Origin of the sequence: Pseudomonas sp. AK181, from assembly GCF_051122975.1 — a bacterium.
GTDB lineage: Bacteria > Pseudomonadota > Gammaproteobacteria > Pseudomonadales > Pseudomonadaceae > Aquipseudomonas > Aquipseudomonas lactis.
The window spans coordinates 6,416,291-6,432,044 of sequence record NZ_CP146348.1 but is presented as its reverse complement, the minus strand read 5'-3'; the positions used below and the strand labels follow the sequence as shown (position 1 = coordinate 6,432,044).

At 56.4% G+C, this 15,754-nt stretch carries 8 protein-coding genes, 2 tRNA genes and 3 rRNA genes; 8 read left to right on the top strand and 5 right to left on the bottom strand.

The annotated features are described in order from the left end of the window. Nucleotides 1–48: 48 nt before the first annotated feature. From V8689_RS29180 to V8689_RS29155, 6 genes are all read left to right on the top strand, one after another. A tRNA-Ile gene (locus V8689_RS29180) sits at nucleotides 49–125 on the top strand. 30 nt (nucleotides 126–155) lie between these two features. Next, nucleotides 156–231, top strand: a tRNA-Ala gene (locus tag V8689_RS29175). Between the two features lie 247 nt (nucleotides 232–478). Then, nucleotides 479–3,370, top strand: a 23S ribosomal RNA gene (locus tag V8689_RS29170). Nucleotides 3,371–3,528: 158 nt separating this feature from the next. Further along, nucleotides 3,529–3,644: ribosomal RNA gene (gene rrf / locus V8689_RS29165) — 5S ribosomal RNA — on the top strand. A gap of 109 nt (nucleotides 3,645–3,753) precedes the next feature. Further along, a 5S ribosomal RNA gene (gene rrf, locus V8689_RS29160) occupies nucleotides 3,754–3,869 on the top strand. Nucleotides 3,870–4,143: 274 nt separating this feature from the next. After that, nucleotides 4,144–6,024 (top strand): methyl-accepting chemotaxis protein, encoded by a 1,881-nt coding sequence (locus V8689_RS29155; protein ID WP_056789486.1) that lies wholly within the window; start codon nucleotides 4,144–4,146, stop codon nucleotides 6,022–6,024. A gap of 63 nt (nucleotides 6,025–6,087) precedes the next feature. Here the strand turns inward: V8689_RS29155 and V8689_RS29150 are convergent, their stop codons facing one another. The 4 genes from V8689_RS29150 to V8689_RS29135 form a co-directional block, all read right to left on the bottom strand. Beyond that, nucleotides 6,088–9,465, bottom strand: a complete 3,378-nt coding sequence (locus tag V8689_RS29150; RefSeq protein ID WP_056789482.1) for an amino acid adenylation domain-containing protein — start codon at nucleotides 9,463–9,465, stop codon at nucleotides 6,088–6,090. Continuing rightward, complete coding sequence (locus V8689_RS29145; protein ID WP_056789479.1) at nucleotides 9,462–10,409, bottom strand: diiron oxygenase; 948 nt, start codon at nucleotides 10,407–10,409, stop codon at nucleotides 9,462–9,464. Before V8689_RS29145 ends, V8689_RS29150 begins: the two co-directional genes overlap by 4 nt. Beyond that, nucleotides 10,406–11,164 (bottom strand): DUF3050 domain-containing protein, encoded by a 759-nt coding sequence (locus V8689_RS29140; RefSeq protein WP_056789476.1) that lies wholly within the window; start codon nucleotides 11,162–11,164, stop codon nucleotides 10,406–10,408. Before V8689_RS29140 ends, V8689_RS29145 begins: the two co-directional genes overlap by 4 nt. A 381-nt stretch (nucleotides 11,165–11,545) precedes the next feature. After that, the gene (locus V8689_RS29135) at nucleotides 11,546–12,253 is read right to left on the bottom strand and encodes a GntR family transcriptional regulator (RefSeq protein ID WP_056789475.1); all 708 of its coding nucleotides are present in this window, start codon (nucleotides 12,251–12,253) and stop codon (nucleotides 11,546–11,548) included. 319 nt (nucleotides 12,254–12,572) lie between these two features. Between V8689_RS29135 and lapG the strand changes: the two genes are divergently transcribed. Together lapG and lapD are read left to right on the top strand one after the other, a co-directional pair. After that, nucleotides 12,573–13,196, top strand: coding sequence for a cysteine protease LapG (gene lapG / locus V8689_RS29130; RefSeq protein WP_019819857.1), 624 nt, complete (start codon nucleotides 12,573–12,575; stop codon nucleotides 13,194–13,196). A 14-nt stretch (nucleotides 13,197–13,210) separates the two neighbouring features. Next, nucleotides 13,211–15,157: a cyclic di-GMP receptor LapD gene (lapD, locus tag V8689_RS29125; protein ID WP_056789472.1), complete on the top strand. Its 1,947-nt coding sequence runs from the start codon at nucleotides 13,211–13,213 to the stop codon at nucleotides 15,155–15,157. A gap of 124 nt (nucleotides 15,158–15,281) precedes the next feature. Here lapD and V8689_RS29120 read toward each other — a convergent pair whose 3' ends face one another. Further along, nucleotides 15,282–15,620: a hypothetical protein gene (locus V8689_RS29120; protein ID WP_014716366.1), complete on the bottom strand. Its 339-nt coding sequence runs from the start codon at nucleotides 15,618–15,620 to the stop codon at nucleotides 15,282–15,284. Nucleotides 15,621–15,754: the final 134 nt, after the last annotated feature.

Here is a 15,754-nt window from a genome sequence, read left to right as displayed (position 1 = left end):
CGAATTGCTTGATTCATTGAAGAAGACGAAAAGAAGCAGCCCGAAATTGGGTCTGTAGCTCAGTTGGTTAGAGCGCACCCCTGATAAGGGTGAGGTCGGCAGTTCGAATCTGCCCAGACCCACCAATTTTGTGTGGGAAACGCCTGTAGAAATACGGGGCCATAGCTCAGCTGGGAGAGCGCCTGCCTTGCACGCAGGAGGTCAACGGTTCGATCCCGTTTGGCTCCACCACTACTGCTTCTGTTTGTATAAAGCTTAGAAATGAGCATTCCATTGTTGTGATGGTGAATGTTGATTTCTAGTCTTTGACTAGTTCGTTCTTTAAAAATTTGGGTATGTGATAGAAAGATAGACTGAACGTTACTTTCACTGGTAACGGATCAGGCTAAGGTAAAATTTGTGAGTTCTCTTAACTGAGAAATTCGAATTTTCGGCGAATGTCGTCTTCACAGTATAACCAGATTGCTTGGGGTTATATGGTCAAGTGAAGAAGCGCATACGGTGGATGCCTTGGCAGTCAGAGGCGATGAAAGACGTGGTAGCCTGCGAAAAGCTTCGGGGAGTCGGCAAACAGACTTTGATCCGGAGATGTCTGAATGGGGGAACCCAGCCATCATAAGATGGTTATCTTGTACTGAATACATAGGTGCAAGAAGCGAACCAGGGGAACTGAAACATCTAAGTACCCTGAGGAAAAGAAATCAACCGAGATTCCCTTAGTAGTGGCGAGCGAACGGGGACTAGCCCTTAAGTGGCTTTGAGATTAGCGGAACGCTCTGGAAAGTGCGGCCATAGTGGGTGATAGCCCTGTACGCGAAAATCTCTTAGTCATGAAATCGAGTAGGACGGAGCACGAGAAACTTTGTCTGAATATGGGGGGACCATCCTCCAAGGCTAAATACTACTGACTGACCGATAGTGAACTAGTACCGTGAGGGAAAGGCGAAAAGAACCCCGGAGAGGGGAGTGAAATAGATCCTGAAACCGTATGCGTACAAGCAGTGGGAGCCCACTTTGTTGGGTGACTGCGTACCTTTTGTATAATGGGTCAGCGACTTATTTTCAGTGGCGAGCTTAACCGAATAGGGGAGGCGTAGCGAAAGCGAGTCTTAATAGGGCGTCTAGTCGCTGGGAATAGACCCGAAACCGGGCGATCTATCCATGGGCAGGTTGAAGGTTGGGTAACACTAACTGGAGGACCGAACCGACTACCGTTGAAAAGTTAGCGGATGACCTGTGGATCGGAGTGAAAGGCTAATCAAGCTCGGAGATAGCTGGTTCTCCTCGAAAGCTATTTAGGTAGCGCCTCATGTATCACTGTAGGGGGTAGAGCACTGTTTCGGCTAGGGGGTCATCCCGACTTACCAAACCGATGCAAACTCCGAATACCTACAAGTGCCGAGCATGGGAGACACACGGCGGGTGCTAACGTCCGTCGTGAAAAGGGAAACAACCCAGACCGTCAGCTAAGGTCCCAAAGTTATGGTTAAGTGGGAAACGATGTGGGAAGGCTTAGACAGCTAGGAGGTTGGCTTAGAAGCAGCCACCCTTTAAAGAAAGCGTAATAGCTCACTAGTCGAGTCGGCCTGCGCGGAAGATGTAACGGGGCTCAAACCATACACCGAAGCTACGGGTATCACGTAAGTGATGCGGTAGAGGAGCGTTCTGTAAGCCTGTGAAGGTGAGTTGAGAAGCTTGCTGGAGGTATCAGAAGTGCGAATGCTGACATGAGTAACGATAATGGGTGTGAAAAACACCCACGCCGAAAGACCAAGGTTTCCTGCGCAACGTTAATCGACGCAGGGTTAGTCGGTCCCTAAGGCGAGGCTGAAAAGCGTAGTCGATGGAAAACAGGTTAATATTCCTGTACTTCTGGTTATTGCGATGGAGGGACGGAGAAGGCTAGGCCAGCTTGGCGTTGGTTGTCCAAGTTTAAGGTGGTAGGCTGGAATCTTAGGTAAATCCGGGATTCTAAGGCCGAGAGCTGATGACGAGTTAACTTTTAGTTAACGAAGTGGTTGATGCCATGCTTCCAAGAAAAGCTTCTAAGCTTCAGGTAACCAGGAACCGTACCCCAAACCGACACAGGTGGTTGGGTAGAGAATACCAAGGCGCTTGAGAGAACTCGGGTGAAGGAACTAGGCAAAATGGCACCGTAACTTCGGGAGAAGGTGCGCCGGTGAGGGTGAAGGACTTGCTCCGTAAGCTCATGCCGGTCGAAGATACCAGGCCGCTGCGACTGTTTATTAAAAACACAGCACTCTGCAAACACGAAAGTGGACGTATAGGGTGTGACGCCTGCCCGGTGCCGGAAGGTTAATTGATGGGGTTAGCTAACGCGAAGCTCTTGATCGAAGCCCCGGTAAACGGCGGCCGTAACTATAACGGTCCTAAGGTAGCGAAATTCCTTGTCGGGTAAGTTCCGACCTGCACGAATGGCGTAACGATGGCGGCGCTGTCTCCACCCGAGACTCAGTGAAATTGAAATCGCTGTGAAGATGCAGTGTATCCGCGGCTAGACGGAAAGACCCCGTGAACCTTTACTATAGCTTTGCACTGGACTTTGAATTTGCTTGTGTAGGATAGGTGGGAGGCTTTGAAGCGTGGACGCCAGTCTGCGTGGAGCCATCCTTGAAATACCACCCTGGCAACTTTGAGGTTCTAACTCAGGTCCGTTATCCGGATCGAGGACAGTGTATGGTGGGTAGTTTGACTGGGGCGGTCTCCTCCTAAAGAGTAACGGAGGAGTACGAAGGTGCGCTCAGACCGGTCGGAAATCGGTCGTAGAGTATAAAGGCAAAAGCGCGCTTGACTGCGAGACAGACACGTCGAGCAGGTACGAAAGTAGGTCTTAGTGATCCGGTGGTTCTGTATGGAAGGGCCATCGCTCAACGGATAAAAGGTACTCCGGGGATAACAGGCTGATACCGCCCAAGAGTTCATATCGACGGCGGTGTTTGGCACCTCGATGTCGGCTCATCACATCCTGGGGCTGAAGCCGGTCCCAAGGGTATGGCTGTTCGCCATTTAAAGTGGTACGCGAGCTGGGTTTAGAACGTCGTGAGACAGTTCGGTCCCTATCTGCCGTGGACGTTTGAGATTTGAGAGGGGCTGCTCCTAGTACGAGAGGACCGGAGTGGACGAACCTCTGGTGTTCCGGTTGTCACGCCAGTGGCATTGCCGGGTAGCTATGTTCGGAATAGATAACCGCTGAAAGCATCTAAGCGGGAAACTAGCCTCAAGATGAGATCTCACTGGAACCTTGAGTTCCCTGAAGGGCCGTCGAAGACTACGACGTTGATAGGTTGGGTGTGTAAGCGCTGTGAGGCGTTGAGCTAACCAATACTAATTGCCCGTGAGGCTTGACCATATAACACCCAAGCAATTTGACTACTCTAACGAGCATCAGATTGCGGTGTGTGAAGACGAAGATGAACCGAAAGTTCGACGCTCACAAAACACCGAGATCTATCACATACCCAATTTGCTGAAGCGAGGCCAACTAGCCACGACTCAGTACCCGAATTTCTTGACGACCATAGAGCATTGGAACCACCTGATCCCATCCCGAACTCAGCAGTGAAACGATGCATCGCCGATGGTAGTGTGGGGTTTCCCCATGTGAGAGTAGGTCATCGTCAAGATTAAATTCCAAAACCCCTGTTTGCTAACGCAGACAGGGGTTTTGTTTATGTAGAAGCTCATGAATTTCACCGGCACGTTGCCAACGCAACGGTCTGGTACACAGAATTTCTTGACGACCATAGAGCATTGGAACCACCTGATCCCATCCCGAACTCAGCAGTGAAACGATGCATCGCCGATGGTAGTGTGGGGTTTCCCCATGTGAGAGTAGGTCATCGTCAAGATTGAATTCCGAAACCCCTGTCTGCTAACGCAGACAGGGGTTTTGTCGTTTAGGGCGACTCGTCACAGCCTATCTACGCAACACTTACCGCCTGTCGGTTTCCTACGCTAAAAGAAGATGCTTCTCACAAATTCCTAAGTTTTATCGAAGTTTGGCCGAAAGCCTGACGAGCCATGCGTGCACCGAAATAGAGCGACCGCAGAGTCCGCCTATCCCGTTACATGGAATGTTCCACTCGGCACGCTCACCCCCCTTTGGCAAAAGAAGTCGATGAAATGAATCTCAAGTTCAGTCATAAAATTCTGTTGGCCGCGTCAGGCGTCGTGGTTTTAGCCTTCGCGTTATTCACGCTCTACAACGACTACCTACAGCGCAGCACCATCAGGCAAAACCTGACGTCGTCCATCCAGCAATCCGGCGAGCTCACTGCCAGCAGTGTGCAGAACTGGCTCAGTGGTCGCATCTTGGTTCTCGAGAATCTGGCGCAAAACGTTGCCCACCAGGGCAGCGCCGCCGATCTTCCTGGTTTGGTCGATCAACCAGCGTTTACCAACAACTTCCAGTTCACCTATGTGGGACAAGCCAACGGGGTATTCACCCAGCGCCCTGACGCGAAGATGCCTGACGACTACGACCCTCGCCAGCGCCCTTGGTACAAGCAAGCAGTACTTGCGGACAAAACCATGCTTACTCCGCCTTATATGGCGGCTGTGGGCGGTCAGATCGTGACAATTGCCATGCCTGTGAAAAAGAACGGCGAGTTGTTGGGTGTTGTCGGTGGTGACCTGAGCCTGCAGACACTGGTGAAGATCATCAACTCGGTAGACTTCGGTGGCATTGGCCATGCGTTTCTGGTCAGCGGCGATGGCCAGGTCATCGTCAGTCCAGACCAGGACCAGGTGATGAAGAACCTCAAGGACATCTACCCTGGCACCAACGTGCGCATTGAGAAGCTCAATCAGGACGTCGTACTCAAAGGACAGGATCGCATCCTCTCTTTCACGCCTATCAGCGGCTTGCCAGGCGCTGACTGGTACATAGGCCTGTCGATCGACAAAGAAAAAGCCTATGCCCCGCTGGGCAAATTCCGTACTTCGGCCTTGATTGCGATGTTGATCGCCGTTGTGGCCATTGCGGTGCTCCTGAGCCTGTTGATTCAAGTGTTGTTGCGCCCGCTGACCACCATGGGCGTGGCCATGCAGGACATTGCCCAAGGCGAAGGTGATTTGACCCGACGCCTCGACGTGACCAGCAAGGATGAGTTCGGCGAGGTCGGCAGCGCATTCAACCAGTTCGTCGAGCGAATCCACGCGTCGATTTCCGAAGTGTCTTCGGCAACGCGCCAGGTGCACGATTTGTCCCAGCGTGTCATGGCTTCATCGAATGCGTCGATCATCGGTTCTGACGAACAGAGCGCGCGTACCAACAGCGTGGCTGCAGCCATCAACGAACTGGGTGCTGCCACCCAGGAAATCGCGCGTAACGCCGCGGATGCGTCCCAGCACGCCAGTGGTGCCAGCGAACAAGCTGACGATGGTCGTAAAGTGGTGGAGCAAACTATCCAGGCGATGTCCGAGTTGTCGCAGAAGATCAGCCTGTCCTGCACTCAGATCGAAACCCTTAATGCCAGTACCGACAACATCGGGCACATCCTGGATGTGATCAAAGGTATTTCCCAACAAACCAACTTGCTCGCCCTCAACGCGGCGATCGAAGCGGCCCGTGCTGGCGAAGCCGGGCGTGGTTTTGCGGTGGTGGCGGATGAAGTGCGTAATTTGGCGCACCGTACCCAGGAGTCGGCAGAGGAAATCCACAAGATGATCACTTCGCTGCAAGTGGGCTCGCGTGAAGCCGTGACTACCATGAACGCCAGCCAGGCCTCCAGCGAAGAAAGTGTTGAAGTCGCCAACCAGGCAGGTGAGCGCTTGGTCAGCGTGACGCAACGTATCGTTGAGATTGATGGCATGAACCAATCCGTCGCGGCCGCCACTGAAGAACAGACCGCAGTGGTTGAAACCCTCAACGTCGATATCAACCAGATCAACCTCTTGAACCAGCAGGGTGTGGCCAACCTCAACGAGACGCTCAAGGACTGCGATGCGCTGTCCCAGCAGGCCAGCCGATTGAAGCAATTGGTCGATAGCTTCAAGATCTGATTCTGACTGCATCGGAGCGAGGCCTCTCGCTCCGACTGCTTGGCCCTGCGTCCAGGGTGCTATTCAGAGGAAGCCAATAGCGCTCAGATAGTCGCAGCCCTTGCGTAACAGCGCCTGGCTCTTGGGTGGATAGCACATCCCCATTTTTTCCAAGCCCCACCGGGCATTGTCGTAACGGATCATCGACGTGTCACCGATGTCTTCGCCCAGCCCGTCCAGATAAAAGCCCAGCACCCCGAACAGGGCGTTATCGCGGCTCACTTTGCGCAACGCTCGTTGCCACTCTTCAACGCTTACTCGGTCAAAAACGTGCCCAGCCTCGCTGAAGGCATCGAGGTACTGATCCCAATTCAAGGGCTGCGGATTGTGCAAGTTGAACACGTTTCGCTCAGTGTCAAAATGAGCGCTATGGAAGGCGACGAAACGCGCCAGGAAGTCCACCGGCATCAGATCGAAATTGGCGTCCAGTCGCGGGACGAGCCCCAATTGCAGAGACCCCTTGAGCATCAACAGCAAGCGGTTTTTCTGTGGCTGACAAACACCGTTCTGGCTGTTGAAGCTGATATTCCCCGGGCGATGAATATTAACCCAGGCCCCTTGCTCGACTGCTCGTCCTAATAGCCGCTCGGCGACCCACTTGGAGAGGTTGTAGCCGTTTTTCACGTAGAGCGGAAGTGTGCGCTGGGCAGGCGCTTCAAGTACGTAGCCATCGACGTCCACGCTGCTGCAGGCTGACAGCGTCGAGATGAAATTGAGGACCTTCTTGCAGTGGGTCTCGCAAAGACGAAGGCACTCCAGCAGAGGTTCGACGTTGTCCTTGGCGAGTGAGGCGTAATCCATCACATGATTGACCTGCGCGGCGTTATGCACCACCACACCGTAATGGCGGGCCAGGTGCTCGTACACGTCGTCGGCCAAGCCCAGGCGCGGTTTTCGAATATCAGCGGCGTATACCTGCACTCGGCTCAGGTCCAGATCTTCCAAGCGGTATTCACGCAATGCCTGGGCGAACCTTGCCGCCGCCGAATGGCCGGGTAACTCACGCACCAGGCACGCCACGCCCTGCGCTCCGCCAGCCAGCAGTGCCTGGACGATATGCACTCCGACGAAGCTGTTCGCCCCGGTGACGATGGCTTTGCGCGAATCTCCCGCAAGGGCCTCGGGCAGCACCTCGACCTCCAGTGCTCGCGTCGCATCTTGCTCCATCTGGTTGGACGGTGTATCCGGCAGCGTGCCGCCATCCATGAGTACGGCCAATGTGCGGATGGTTGGCGTCTCAAAAAAGGGGCTCAGGCAGAAGCTACGACCAAACTGCTCGCGCAGGCGTAGCAACAGGGTCGACAACAAGATGGAGTGGCCACCGAGGTTGAAAAAACTCTCATCGATCGAGAGGTCGCCAGCGGGTAATCCCAACAGTTCACCCCACAGGTCCGCCAGTTGTGCCTGCAAAGGGTCTTGAACGCGGCAGCGGCTCACCCCGACGGGTGTAGTTATTGGCATGGCCAGTAAGGCTTTGCGATCAATCTTGCCGTTGTTCGAACGGGGCATGCCTGCCAGCTCGCTCCAAGCGCTTGGCTGCATGTGCACGGGCAACCATTGCTGAGCGTATTCCTTAAGGCTTGCCAGCGTAGCGCCAGGTTCTGGCTGGGCGACAAACCCGATGACTCTGTGTGCCGCATCGATCACCACCGCCACTTGTCGAAACAAGCGACTATCGCGCAAGCACTGTTCAATATCCCGAGGCTGAACTCGAAACCCGCGGATCTTGACTTGCTCATCCCGACGGCCGCCCAGTTCGATGCCTTCTTGCGTCCATTTCGCCAAGTCGCCGCTGCGATAGGCCTGCAGCACTTGCCCATTGGGCAGTGTCAGTGCCACGAACGGATTGTCGGCCAGGGACGGTGTATTCGAATAACCCAGGCTTACGCCTGGGCCGACAATGTACAAGTCGCCCATTACCTGTTCATCCACGGGCTGCAGGTTCCCATCGAGGATCAGCACCTGGCTGTTGGCGATGGGGAGGCCGATATTGCGATGGCTATCGCCCCGTTGGAATACCCGATAGGTCGCCAGCACAGTGGTCTCGGTCGGCCCATAAAGGTTATGCAGGTGGCATTGACCGGCCAGTTGTTCAATCACGCTGGGCTCGCAGAAATCACCTCCGGTCAGCAGATGGGTCATGCCCAATGGCTGATCCAGCGGCAGTATGCTAAGCAGCGCCGGTGGCACGAACCCATGCGTGACGCGTTGCTGGCGAATCAGCTCTACCAGTTGCTGAGCGTCGTGACGTTGGCCTGCATTGGGGACAATCAACTCGGCGCCGGCGATCAAGGCCGGGAAAATATCGATCAGTGACGAATCAAAGCCCAGCGACGAAAACTGCAGGACGCGGCTGTGTTGATCCAACGCCAGGCAACTGACGAGCCAGGCCGTGAAATGCGCCAGGTTGTATTGGCTAAGCAGTACCCCCTTAGGCTGGCCCGTCGTACCCGAGGTGAACAGTGCCACGCAGGGCTCGTCGGCACCGGGACGATGGCGCATCAGCGGTTGCGCCATGTCGGCGCTGTGCGCGGCGACCTGGCTCACATCCAGTGAAACGAAACGCTCTCGCAGCGGGTGCTGGCCATTCTCCAGCAGTACACAGGCCTTGAGGCTGGTCAGCATGCAGTGCTGGCGTTGCTGCGGGTGGTCCGGCACCAACGGCAAATACACGGCGCCACAGCCAAGCACCGCAAGAATGCTGGCGTACAACTCGACGGATTTCTCCAGGCATACGCCGACTACTTGGGGTGACTCCACACCCTCCAGCAGGGGAAGCAGGCGTTGTTGGATTGCCATGGCTTGTTGCCGGAGCTGCCGATAAGTCAGCGCATGACCGGCGATGTTCAGCGCGGTTCGATGCGCGAAGGTATGAAGGCTGGCCTGCAGCCGTTCGATCATGGGCGTCCGGGCCGCGTGCAGTAAGGCTGGGGCCGCCGTGTGGTTGAACCGGTGCATGAAAGCCAAGGCATCCAGCTCTTGCAGACCCTGTTCAGGCCAGGCGTTAGCAGTGGCCGTTGCCGAGAAATAAGCGGGGTCTCTTGAGAAACCGCAGACCAACAAAGCAGCGCACTCCACCAATGCATCCGTTGCCTGCTGGCGCAACCGCTGCCCATTGCCGCTGGGCTCCTGGGCAACGTCCTGCACAGCTAGCAGGCGCCGCTCGCGGTCATAGCAGCGCAACTGCAGTAAGGGCAGCCCGTGTTCGCGGAGCGGGCCGACACCCACGCGCAAGCTTAACCAAGGCGCACTGGTGGGCGAGGGCGGCAGCGGCTGACTCCCGTCGTCAATCACCAGGTCGAGAGACCCCGTTCCTGCCACATGCCCATATTGCTCCAGCTCCTGCTTGAGCGCCTCCAGAGCTTTACTGGCGCCACGCCACTCGATCTGCAAGCGCCTCATGCCAACCTCCTCGATACGGGCAGGTAGTCGCTCAGGGCTCGTGCCACGCTAGGGGTTTGCAGGACACCGCTGTGGTGCAGAAAGCCCATGATATTGGCCACCAGTGGATGTTGATGGGTGATGGGAAAGTCCAGCGCCTGGATTTCATCGCGCAGTGCCAGGCGAGCGTCGGCACTGATGACCAAGTGTTCGATCAGTTGCAGATCGAAGTCTTTTTGTAGGTCGTTGGTCAGGTAGTGCGTCAGGAACACGGGCAGGGCTTGGGCAATGTGGTCGCGATCTGGCGGGCTTGCCGACTGCCAGTAGAGACGCACCAACTGTGTCCAGAACCGCGCATGCCGCCCTTCATCAAACAGATGATCGGCCATCAGGCCACGGACAGAGGATTTGACGCTGCCGTCTTTGGAAAATGCTGCGACGTCATGGGTGACGGTGTTCTCAGCGATGGCGACGCCGATCAACTCAACGGCATCGTGCAAATATACCGGTACCTGCGCCTGGGCTGCCGGCAGCGCGCGGCCCAATTCAATTTGCCCGGGTAGATCAAGCGGTTGGATGCCGGTCATCTCCACGGCTTGCTGCAGGAAATCCAGCGCGACCAGTGCGTGGTAATCCTCGTCGACAACGACCGTCATCGCATCGTAGCGGCAGGCGAGCGGGAAGGGCAGGGAGAAGCGATTTTTAGCGATGCTGCGCGCGGTTTTGTCGACGATCTCGGTTTCGAAAATCACAACGTCATTGATGAATTTATAGAAGCTTTGCACCAGTACGAAGTCGCGCCATTGTGGGCAGTGCTTGAGAAAGGTTGCACTCAGCACCAGAGGCTGGCGGCACAGGGGGAAGATGAGTTTGTCGTCGTCTTCCAACATCCGTCGGGGGCGTGTGCGGATGGTTGCGCGACGTTCCCAGTCATCGGCAAAGGATTGGTAGTGGGCGGCGTTCATGGGCGTACCTCTTGCATCGAGGCTAGTACGTCGTGCCAGAGGGTTATACGACTCTCCACGGCGCCCAGGGCGGTGTTATCGGCCTGTCTCTGACGGCTGGGGTCTGCTTCGATCAGGCGCTGTAGTAACTGATGCGCCGCAGGCCCGTGATCTTCGCTGTCCATTTCGATATGGCGGCTGAGGTAGTGACCTAACGTAGGGGCCTGCCGACCTATGAAAGCATGGCTATGCAAAAGCCTCTCGAACATAGACGGAATCACACTCTCGCGGCCATGCAGGAACGCCGCCGCCACACAGTGGGTCGGGGCGCTCAAGGCGATTTGCAAGGTGCTGTCGACGAAGCGGGCCACGCCTTGGGGCGCACCGATCATTTGCAACGCTGCGCTTACCTCCACTCCCTGGCTTTGCAACTCGATAAAGCGGGTGATTGCGACAGTGCTGGCGCCTACTTCCGTCATGGCGTCCAGATACAGCTCGAAGTGGCTGCAATAGCCCCGTGTCGGGTGCTCGTCCGACTCTTCCGCCAATACGATTTCATTGATCAGGCGGGCAGCGTGCGGGTCAGCGCAGGGGAGCCAGGGCAGTTGCGTGCAGGTCAGGTCCTGTTGCAGGCGTTTGGTCAGGCTCATGAAGTCCCACACAGCAAATACATGGTATTGCATAAAGTGTTGTAACTTGCCAAGAGTGGTTATTTCTATAAATAACGGGTGGCCGAACAGTTTTTGTTTTTTTTGCTCAAGTAAATATTGATGCATGGTTGACGCCTATAGTTGTTGCGAGTGCTGTAAAAGCAGTGTTGGAATATTATAGTTGTGGATGTAAGAGTAACTTGGTCGCGACCACGCGCACGACGCTGCCTTTTAAATAGGCGGTCGCAGCGGTTTGTGAAAGCGGAGCTTGCTGGACGAAGATAATAAGCTGATTGAATGTACGAACTGGTATACAAATGTATTAAAGGACTTTGCGGGTATTTATATGTGCGGTAAGTTGCCAGGTTGTAGGTGGGATTTTTCCGTGCGCTAAGTCGGCGTTAATTGTCCTTTAGTTGATTTTTTTAATATTTCTGACGGAGCAACTATCCTGATAGGGAAGTTGCTCCGTCACATAAGTATTAAGGGCTCAAGCGAAAAAACCGACTACACAGCTTTTTTGTCGGCGCTCTCAAGGCCCCTGAGGTAGGTGGCGATTACCTCCATGCCTCGCATTAAGTGGTTACGCAGCGTCAGGATGCTCTCCTCGACCTTCTTCTGCGCTACCAGGCTCAGCAGTTCGCGGTGATCCTCCTGGGAAGTCTCGCCCAGCCCCATCGCCTCAAGGTTGAAGCGCAGGAAGCGCTCCTCCTCGTTCAACCCGTGCTCGACCAGAGTGAGTAGCCGCTGGTTGGGCGCCTTGCCGTACAACACCATGTGAAACAGGCGATTGAGCCGACCAATCTCGGTGTAGTCTTTTTCGCTTTCCAGTGCATTGATACAGGCCTCGGCTTGAGCAAGGTCCGCGTCTGTGAGTAACGGAATCGACAGGCGCAGGGCCTCGGACTCCAGCAGCATGCGCAAGGCATAGGTCTCAGCCGAATTGTCCTCGATCAAGGGGGCAACGACGGCACCCTTGTGAGTCACCACATGCAGCAAGGATTGCGCCTCCAGCTGGCGCAAGGCTTCGCGCACGGGCATGCGGCTGACGCCGAACAGGCTGGCCAGTTCTTGCTGGCGCATGGCGGTGCCACAGGGCAATCGCCCATCGAGGATGGCATTACGCAAGGTTTCTTCAATAACGGAGCGCGCAAGATGGGCGGGAATAGGCCCGCTGATTTTGATGCTGCTTAACGGGTTCGGCTTCTGCGTCACGGTTGCGCTATCCTCCCTTTTTGAATAATAGTTTGGCTAATTGGATCCAAAGAACACTAAAGATGGGCCAAGCGCTTGTCAAACAGCCAAAGTTTCCGTTTGTAAGGGCTTACACAGCATACTTTGTGTCTCTCACAAGGGGCGGTTATAAAAACGCGGCTCCCGCGAATGATTGCACTGTGCCATTGTTTTTTGTAGGGCCAGGCTTCACCATTCCTTGAAATTCCGTCTCTTTCATGGACTGAACACTTTGGCGGTAAGTTTTATTCCCTATCGACTGCTTTGCTGGCTTTTATCAGCAATTTTACTGGCTGGCCTGATGCTTGGCGGGCTACGTGCCGATTGGGATTTTTCGCAGATCAGCCGCAAGGCCACCGCCGTCTACGGGCCGTTGGGCCAAGGCCAGCAGCGTATCGACGCCTGGCAGCGGCTGTTGGCGAGCGAAAAACAGGTCAGCGAGCAGGACCAGCTCAAGGTCGTCAATTTGTTCTTCAACAAGCAAATGACCTACGTGGAAGACATCGATCTCTGGCACGTTGTCGATTATTGGGAGACACCCGTCGAAGCACTCTGGAAAGGCGCCGGTGACTGCGAAGACTACGCCATCGCAAAGTATTTCAGTTTGCGTCATCTGGGGGTGTCCAGCGACAAACTGCGCATTACGTACGTCAAGGCCCTGCGGCAGAATCGAGCGCACATGGTCCTGACCTATTACTCGACCCCCGACGCCGTACCACTGGTGCTCGACAGCCTGATGGATGAGATCCTGCCGGCCACCCGTCGCACCGATCTGGTCCCGGTGTACTCATTCAACGCCGAGGGGCTGTACCTGCCCGGTGCCAAGGGCAACAAGAAAGTCGGTGATACCAAACGCCTGTCGCGCTGGCAGGATGTGTTGAGAAAAATGCGTGCGGAAGGCTTTCCTGCCGAGCCTGCCAACTAGGAGTAACTGATCGGATGTCTCTGTTCAAACAGCTATTGATCGCAATCTGTCTGTTCCTGGTGGTCGCCTTCAGCGGCAGCTTCATGGTCAGCCTGGAAAGCTCGCGCACCCAGTACGTCAACCAACTGCGCTCCCACGCCCAGGATGCCGCGACGGCGTTGGCGTTGTCGCTGACCCCGAATATCGACGACCCGGCCATGGTGGAGCTGCTGGTCAGCTCAATCTTCGACAGCGGTTACTACGCCAGCATCCGCGTCGTGGACCTGGCCACCGACAAAACCATCGTCGAGCGCAGCGGTATTCCCGACAACAACGGCGTGCCCAACTGGTTCGTCAAGCTGATCGGCCTGGAGCCGGCCGGTGGTGATGCGTTGGTCAGCCGTGGCTGGGAACAGGCCGCACGGGTCGAAGTGGTCAGCCATCCGATGTTCGCCCTGGCCAAGCTCTGGCAAAGCGCCCTGGGCAGCCTGGGCTGGTTGCTGCTGTGCGGCGCGGTCAGCGTGGTGCTCGGTGGGTTGTTGCTGCGCCGGCAATTGAAGCCGTTGGACTATATGGTCAAGCAATCCCACGCCATTGCCCGCCGCGAGTTCCTCAGCCTGCCGGACCTGCCCCGCACGCCAGAGCTGCGGCGCGTGGTACAGGCCATGAACCAGATGGTGGAGAAGCTCAAGGCGCTGTTCCAGGAGCAGGCTGAGCGTAGCGAAAAACTGCGCACCGAATCCTACCAGGACAACCTCACCGGCCTCGCCAACCGCCGTTATTTCGAGATGCAGCTCAACGCCCGCGTCAGTAACCCGGAAGAGACCAACTCTGGCTACCTGCTGTTGCTGCGGGTCAAGGACCTGGCCGGCCTCAACCAGCGCCTGGGCGGCCAGCGCACCGACCAGTTGCTGCAAGCGGTTGGCGAACAACTGCTGCGCCAGTGCGAGCCGTACCCGGAAACCCATAACCTCGTCACCCGTATTCGTGGCGGTGAGTTCGCCGTGCTGGCGCCGGGTTTGATGCGTGAAGAAGCGGTGCAACTGGCGCAGAACCTGGAAAGTACTTTGCTCAGCCTGCAAGCGACCGGTGCCAGCGACGTTACGCCGGTCGCCTACATCGGCCTGGCACCGTTCAGCCATGGCGATGCGCCCCAAGCCTTGTTGACCCTGGCCGACCAGGCCCTGGCCCAGGCCCAAGCGCAGGGCGACACCAGTTGGGTGTGCCTGGACCGCAGCGCCGCCGCCAGCGTCGGTGACGATCACCATGCCTGGCATACCTTGTTGGACCAGGCCCTGACCCAGCAGCGCTTCCAGCTGTATTTCCAGCCGGTGGTGGCCAGCCAGGACCCACAGTTGGTCTTGCACTACAAAGTGCTGTCGCGCTTGCAGGACGAGGACGGCCACACCATACCGGCCGGGCGCTTCCTGCCGTGGCTGGAGCGCTTCGGTTGGTCGGCCCGCCTGGACCGCCTGATGCTGGAGCAGGTGTTAAAGCAGATGAGCAGCCACACCGAGAACCTTGCGTTGAACCTCTCGGCCGCGACCCTGCAGGACACCCAGGCTCTGAACCGCATTTATGACCTGCTACGCCAGCACAGCAACCTGGGCCCGCGCCTCACCCTGGAGATCGGTGAAGAGCAACTGCCTGAGCAGCACGTGCTGGAACAGATGACCCAGCGCCTGCACGAGCTGGGCTTCTCTCTCAGCCTGCAACGTTTCGGTGGGCGGTTCAGCATGATCGGCAACCTGGCGCGCCTGGGCCTGGCGTACCTGAAGATCGACGGCAGCTACATTCGCGCCATCGACCAGGAAAGTGACAAGCGCCTGTTTATCGAAGCAATCCAGCGCGCGGCCCATAGCATCGACCTGCCACTGATTGCCGAGCGTGTAGAGACCGAGGGCGAACTGAAGGTGATCCGTGAGATGGGGATTTTCGGTGTGCAGGGCCAACTGTTTGGCGAGCCCGCACCTTGGAAATAATTTACCTGTAGGCGTGAGCTTGCTCGCGAACATCGCCAACGATAACGCGTAAAGCCTGACACCCCGTGGCGATTTCCGTTTTTTCGCGAGCAAGCTCGCTCCTACAGGGGTAGGAGCGGTTGGATTAAATCAATCCTTTCTCGTCGTCATCGATCAACTGGCTCAACCCACCCAACGCTTCCCGCGCCTGGTTACGGTCCATCAACTTGGCCTGGGCTGCCGGGGGCAGGTCGGTTACGCTGATCACCCCTTTGCGGGTCAGCACCTGGATCAAGTCGTCCAGCACCCGGATCATCTCCAAGTCGCTCTGCTTGAGCTGGGCCAGGCTGGTTTCCACTACTTCGTTGGCGTACCAAGCCTGGATCTCATGGTGATCGGCCGGCAGGGTTTCGGTGGATTCGGTAAAGGCGATAGCCTCTACGCGAACCAGCGCGCCCTGTGCATCACGTTGCACGTAAAACATAACAACCCCTCGAAAATGCGCCACAGGCGTTCAACAGCATAGGTCAACGCTGCGTGTATGGGCGTGAGTATGCGATGCACCGTCCGCCAGAGCCAGCGACCCGCAGGCCAAAAAAATCGGCCGCCTGGGAGGGC

Coding starts and splice junctions, on each gene's coding strand:
- lapG (WP_019819857.1), top strand. CDS start 12,573: ATGCTTGGCGGGCTACGTGCCGATTGGGATTTTTCGCAGATCAGCCGC.
- V8689_RS29120 (WP_014716366.1), bottom strand. CDS start 15,620: ATGTTTTACGTGCAACGTGATGCACAGGGCGCGCTGGTTCGCGTAGAG.
- V8689_RS29145 (WP_056789479.1), bottom strand. CDS start 10,409: ATGAACGCCGCCCACTACCAATCCTTTGCCGATGACTGGGAACGTCGC.
- V8689_RS29155 (WP_056789486.1), top strand. CDS start 4,144: ATGAATCTCAAGTTCAGTCATAAAATTCTGTTGGCCGCGTCAGGCGTC.
- V8689_RS29140 (WP_056789476.1), bottom strand. CDS start 11,164: ATGCATCAATATTTACTTGAGCAAAAAAAACAAAAACTGTTCGGCCAC.
- lapD (WP_056789472.1), top strand. CDS start 13,211: ATGTCTCTGTTCAAACAGCTATTGATCGCAATCTGTCTGTTCCTGGTG.
- V8689_RS29150 (WP_056789482.1), bottom strand. CDS start 9,465: ATGAGGCGCTTGCAGATCGAGTGGCGTGGCGCCAGTAAAGCTCTGGAG.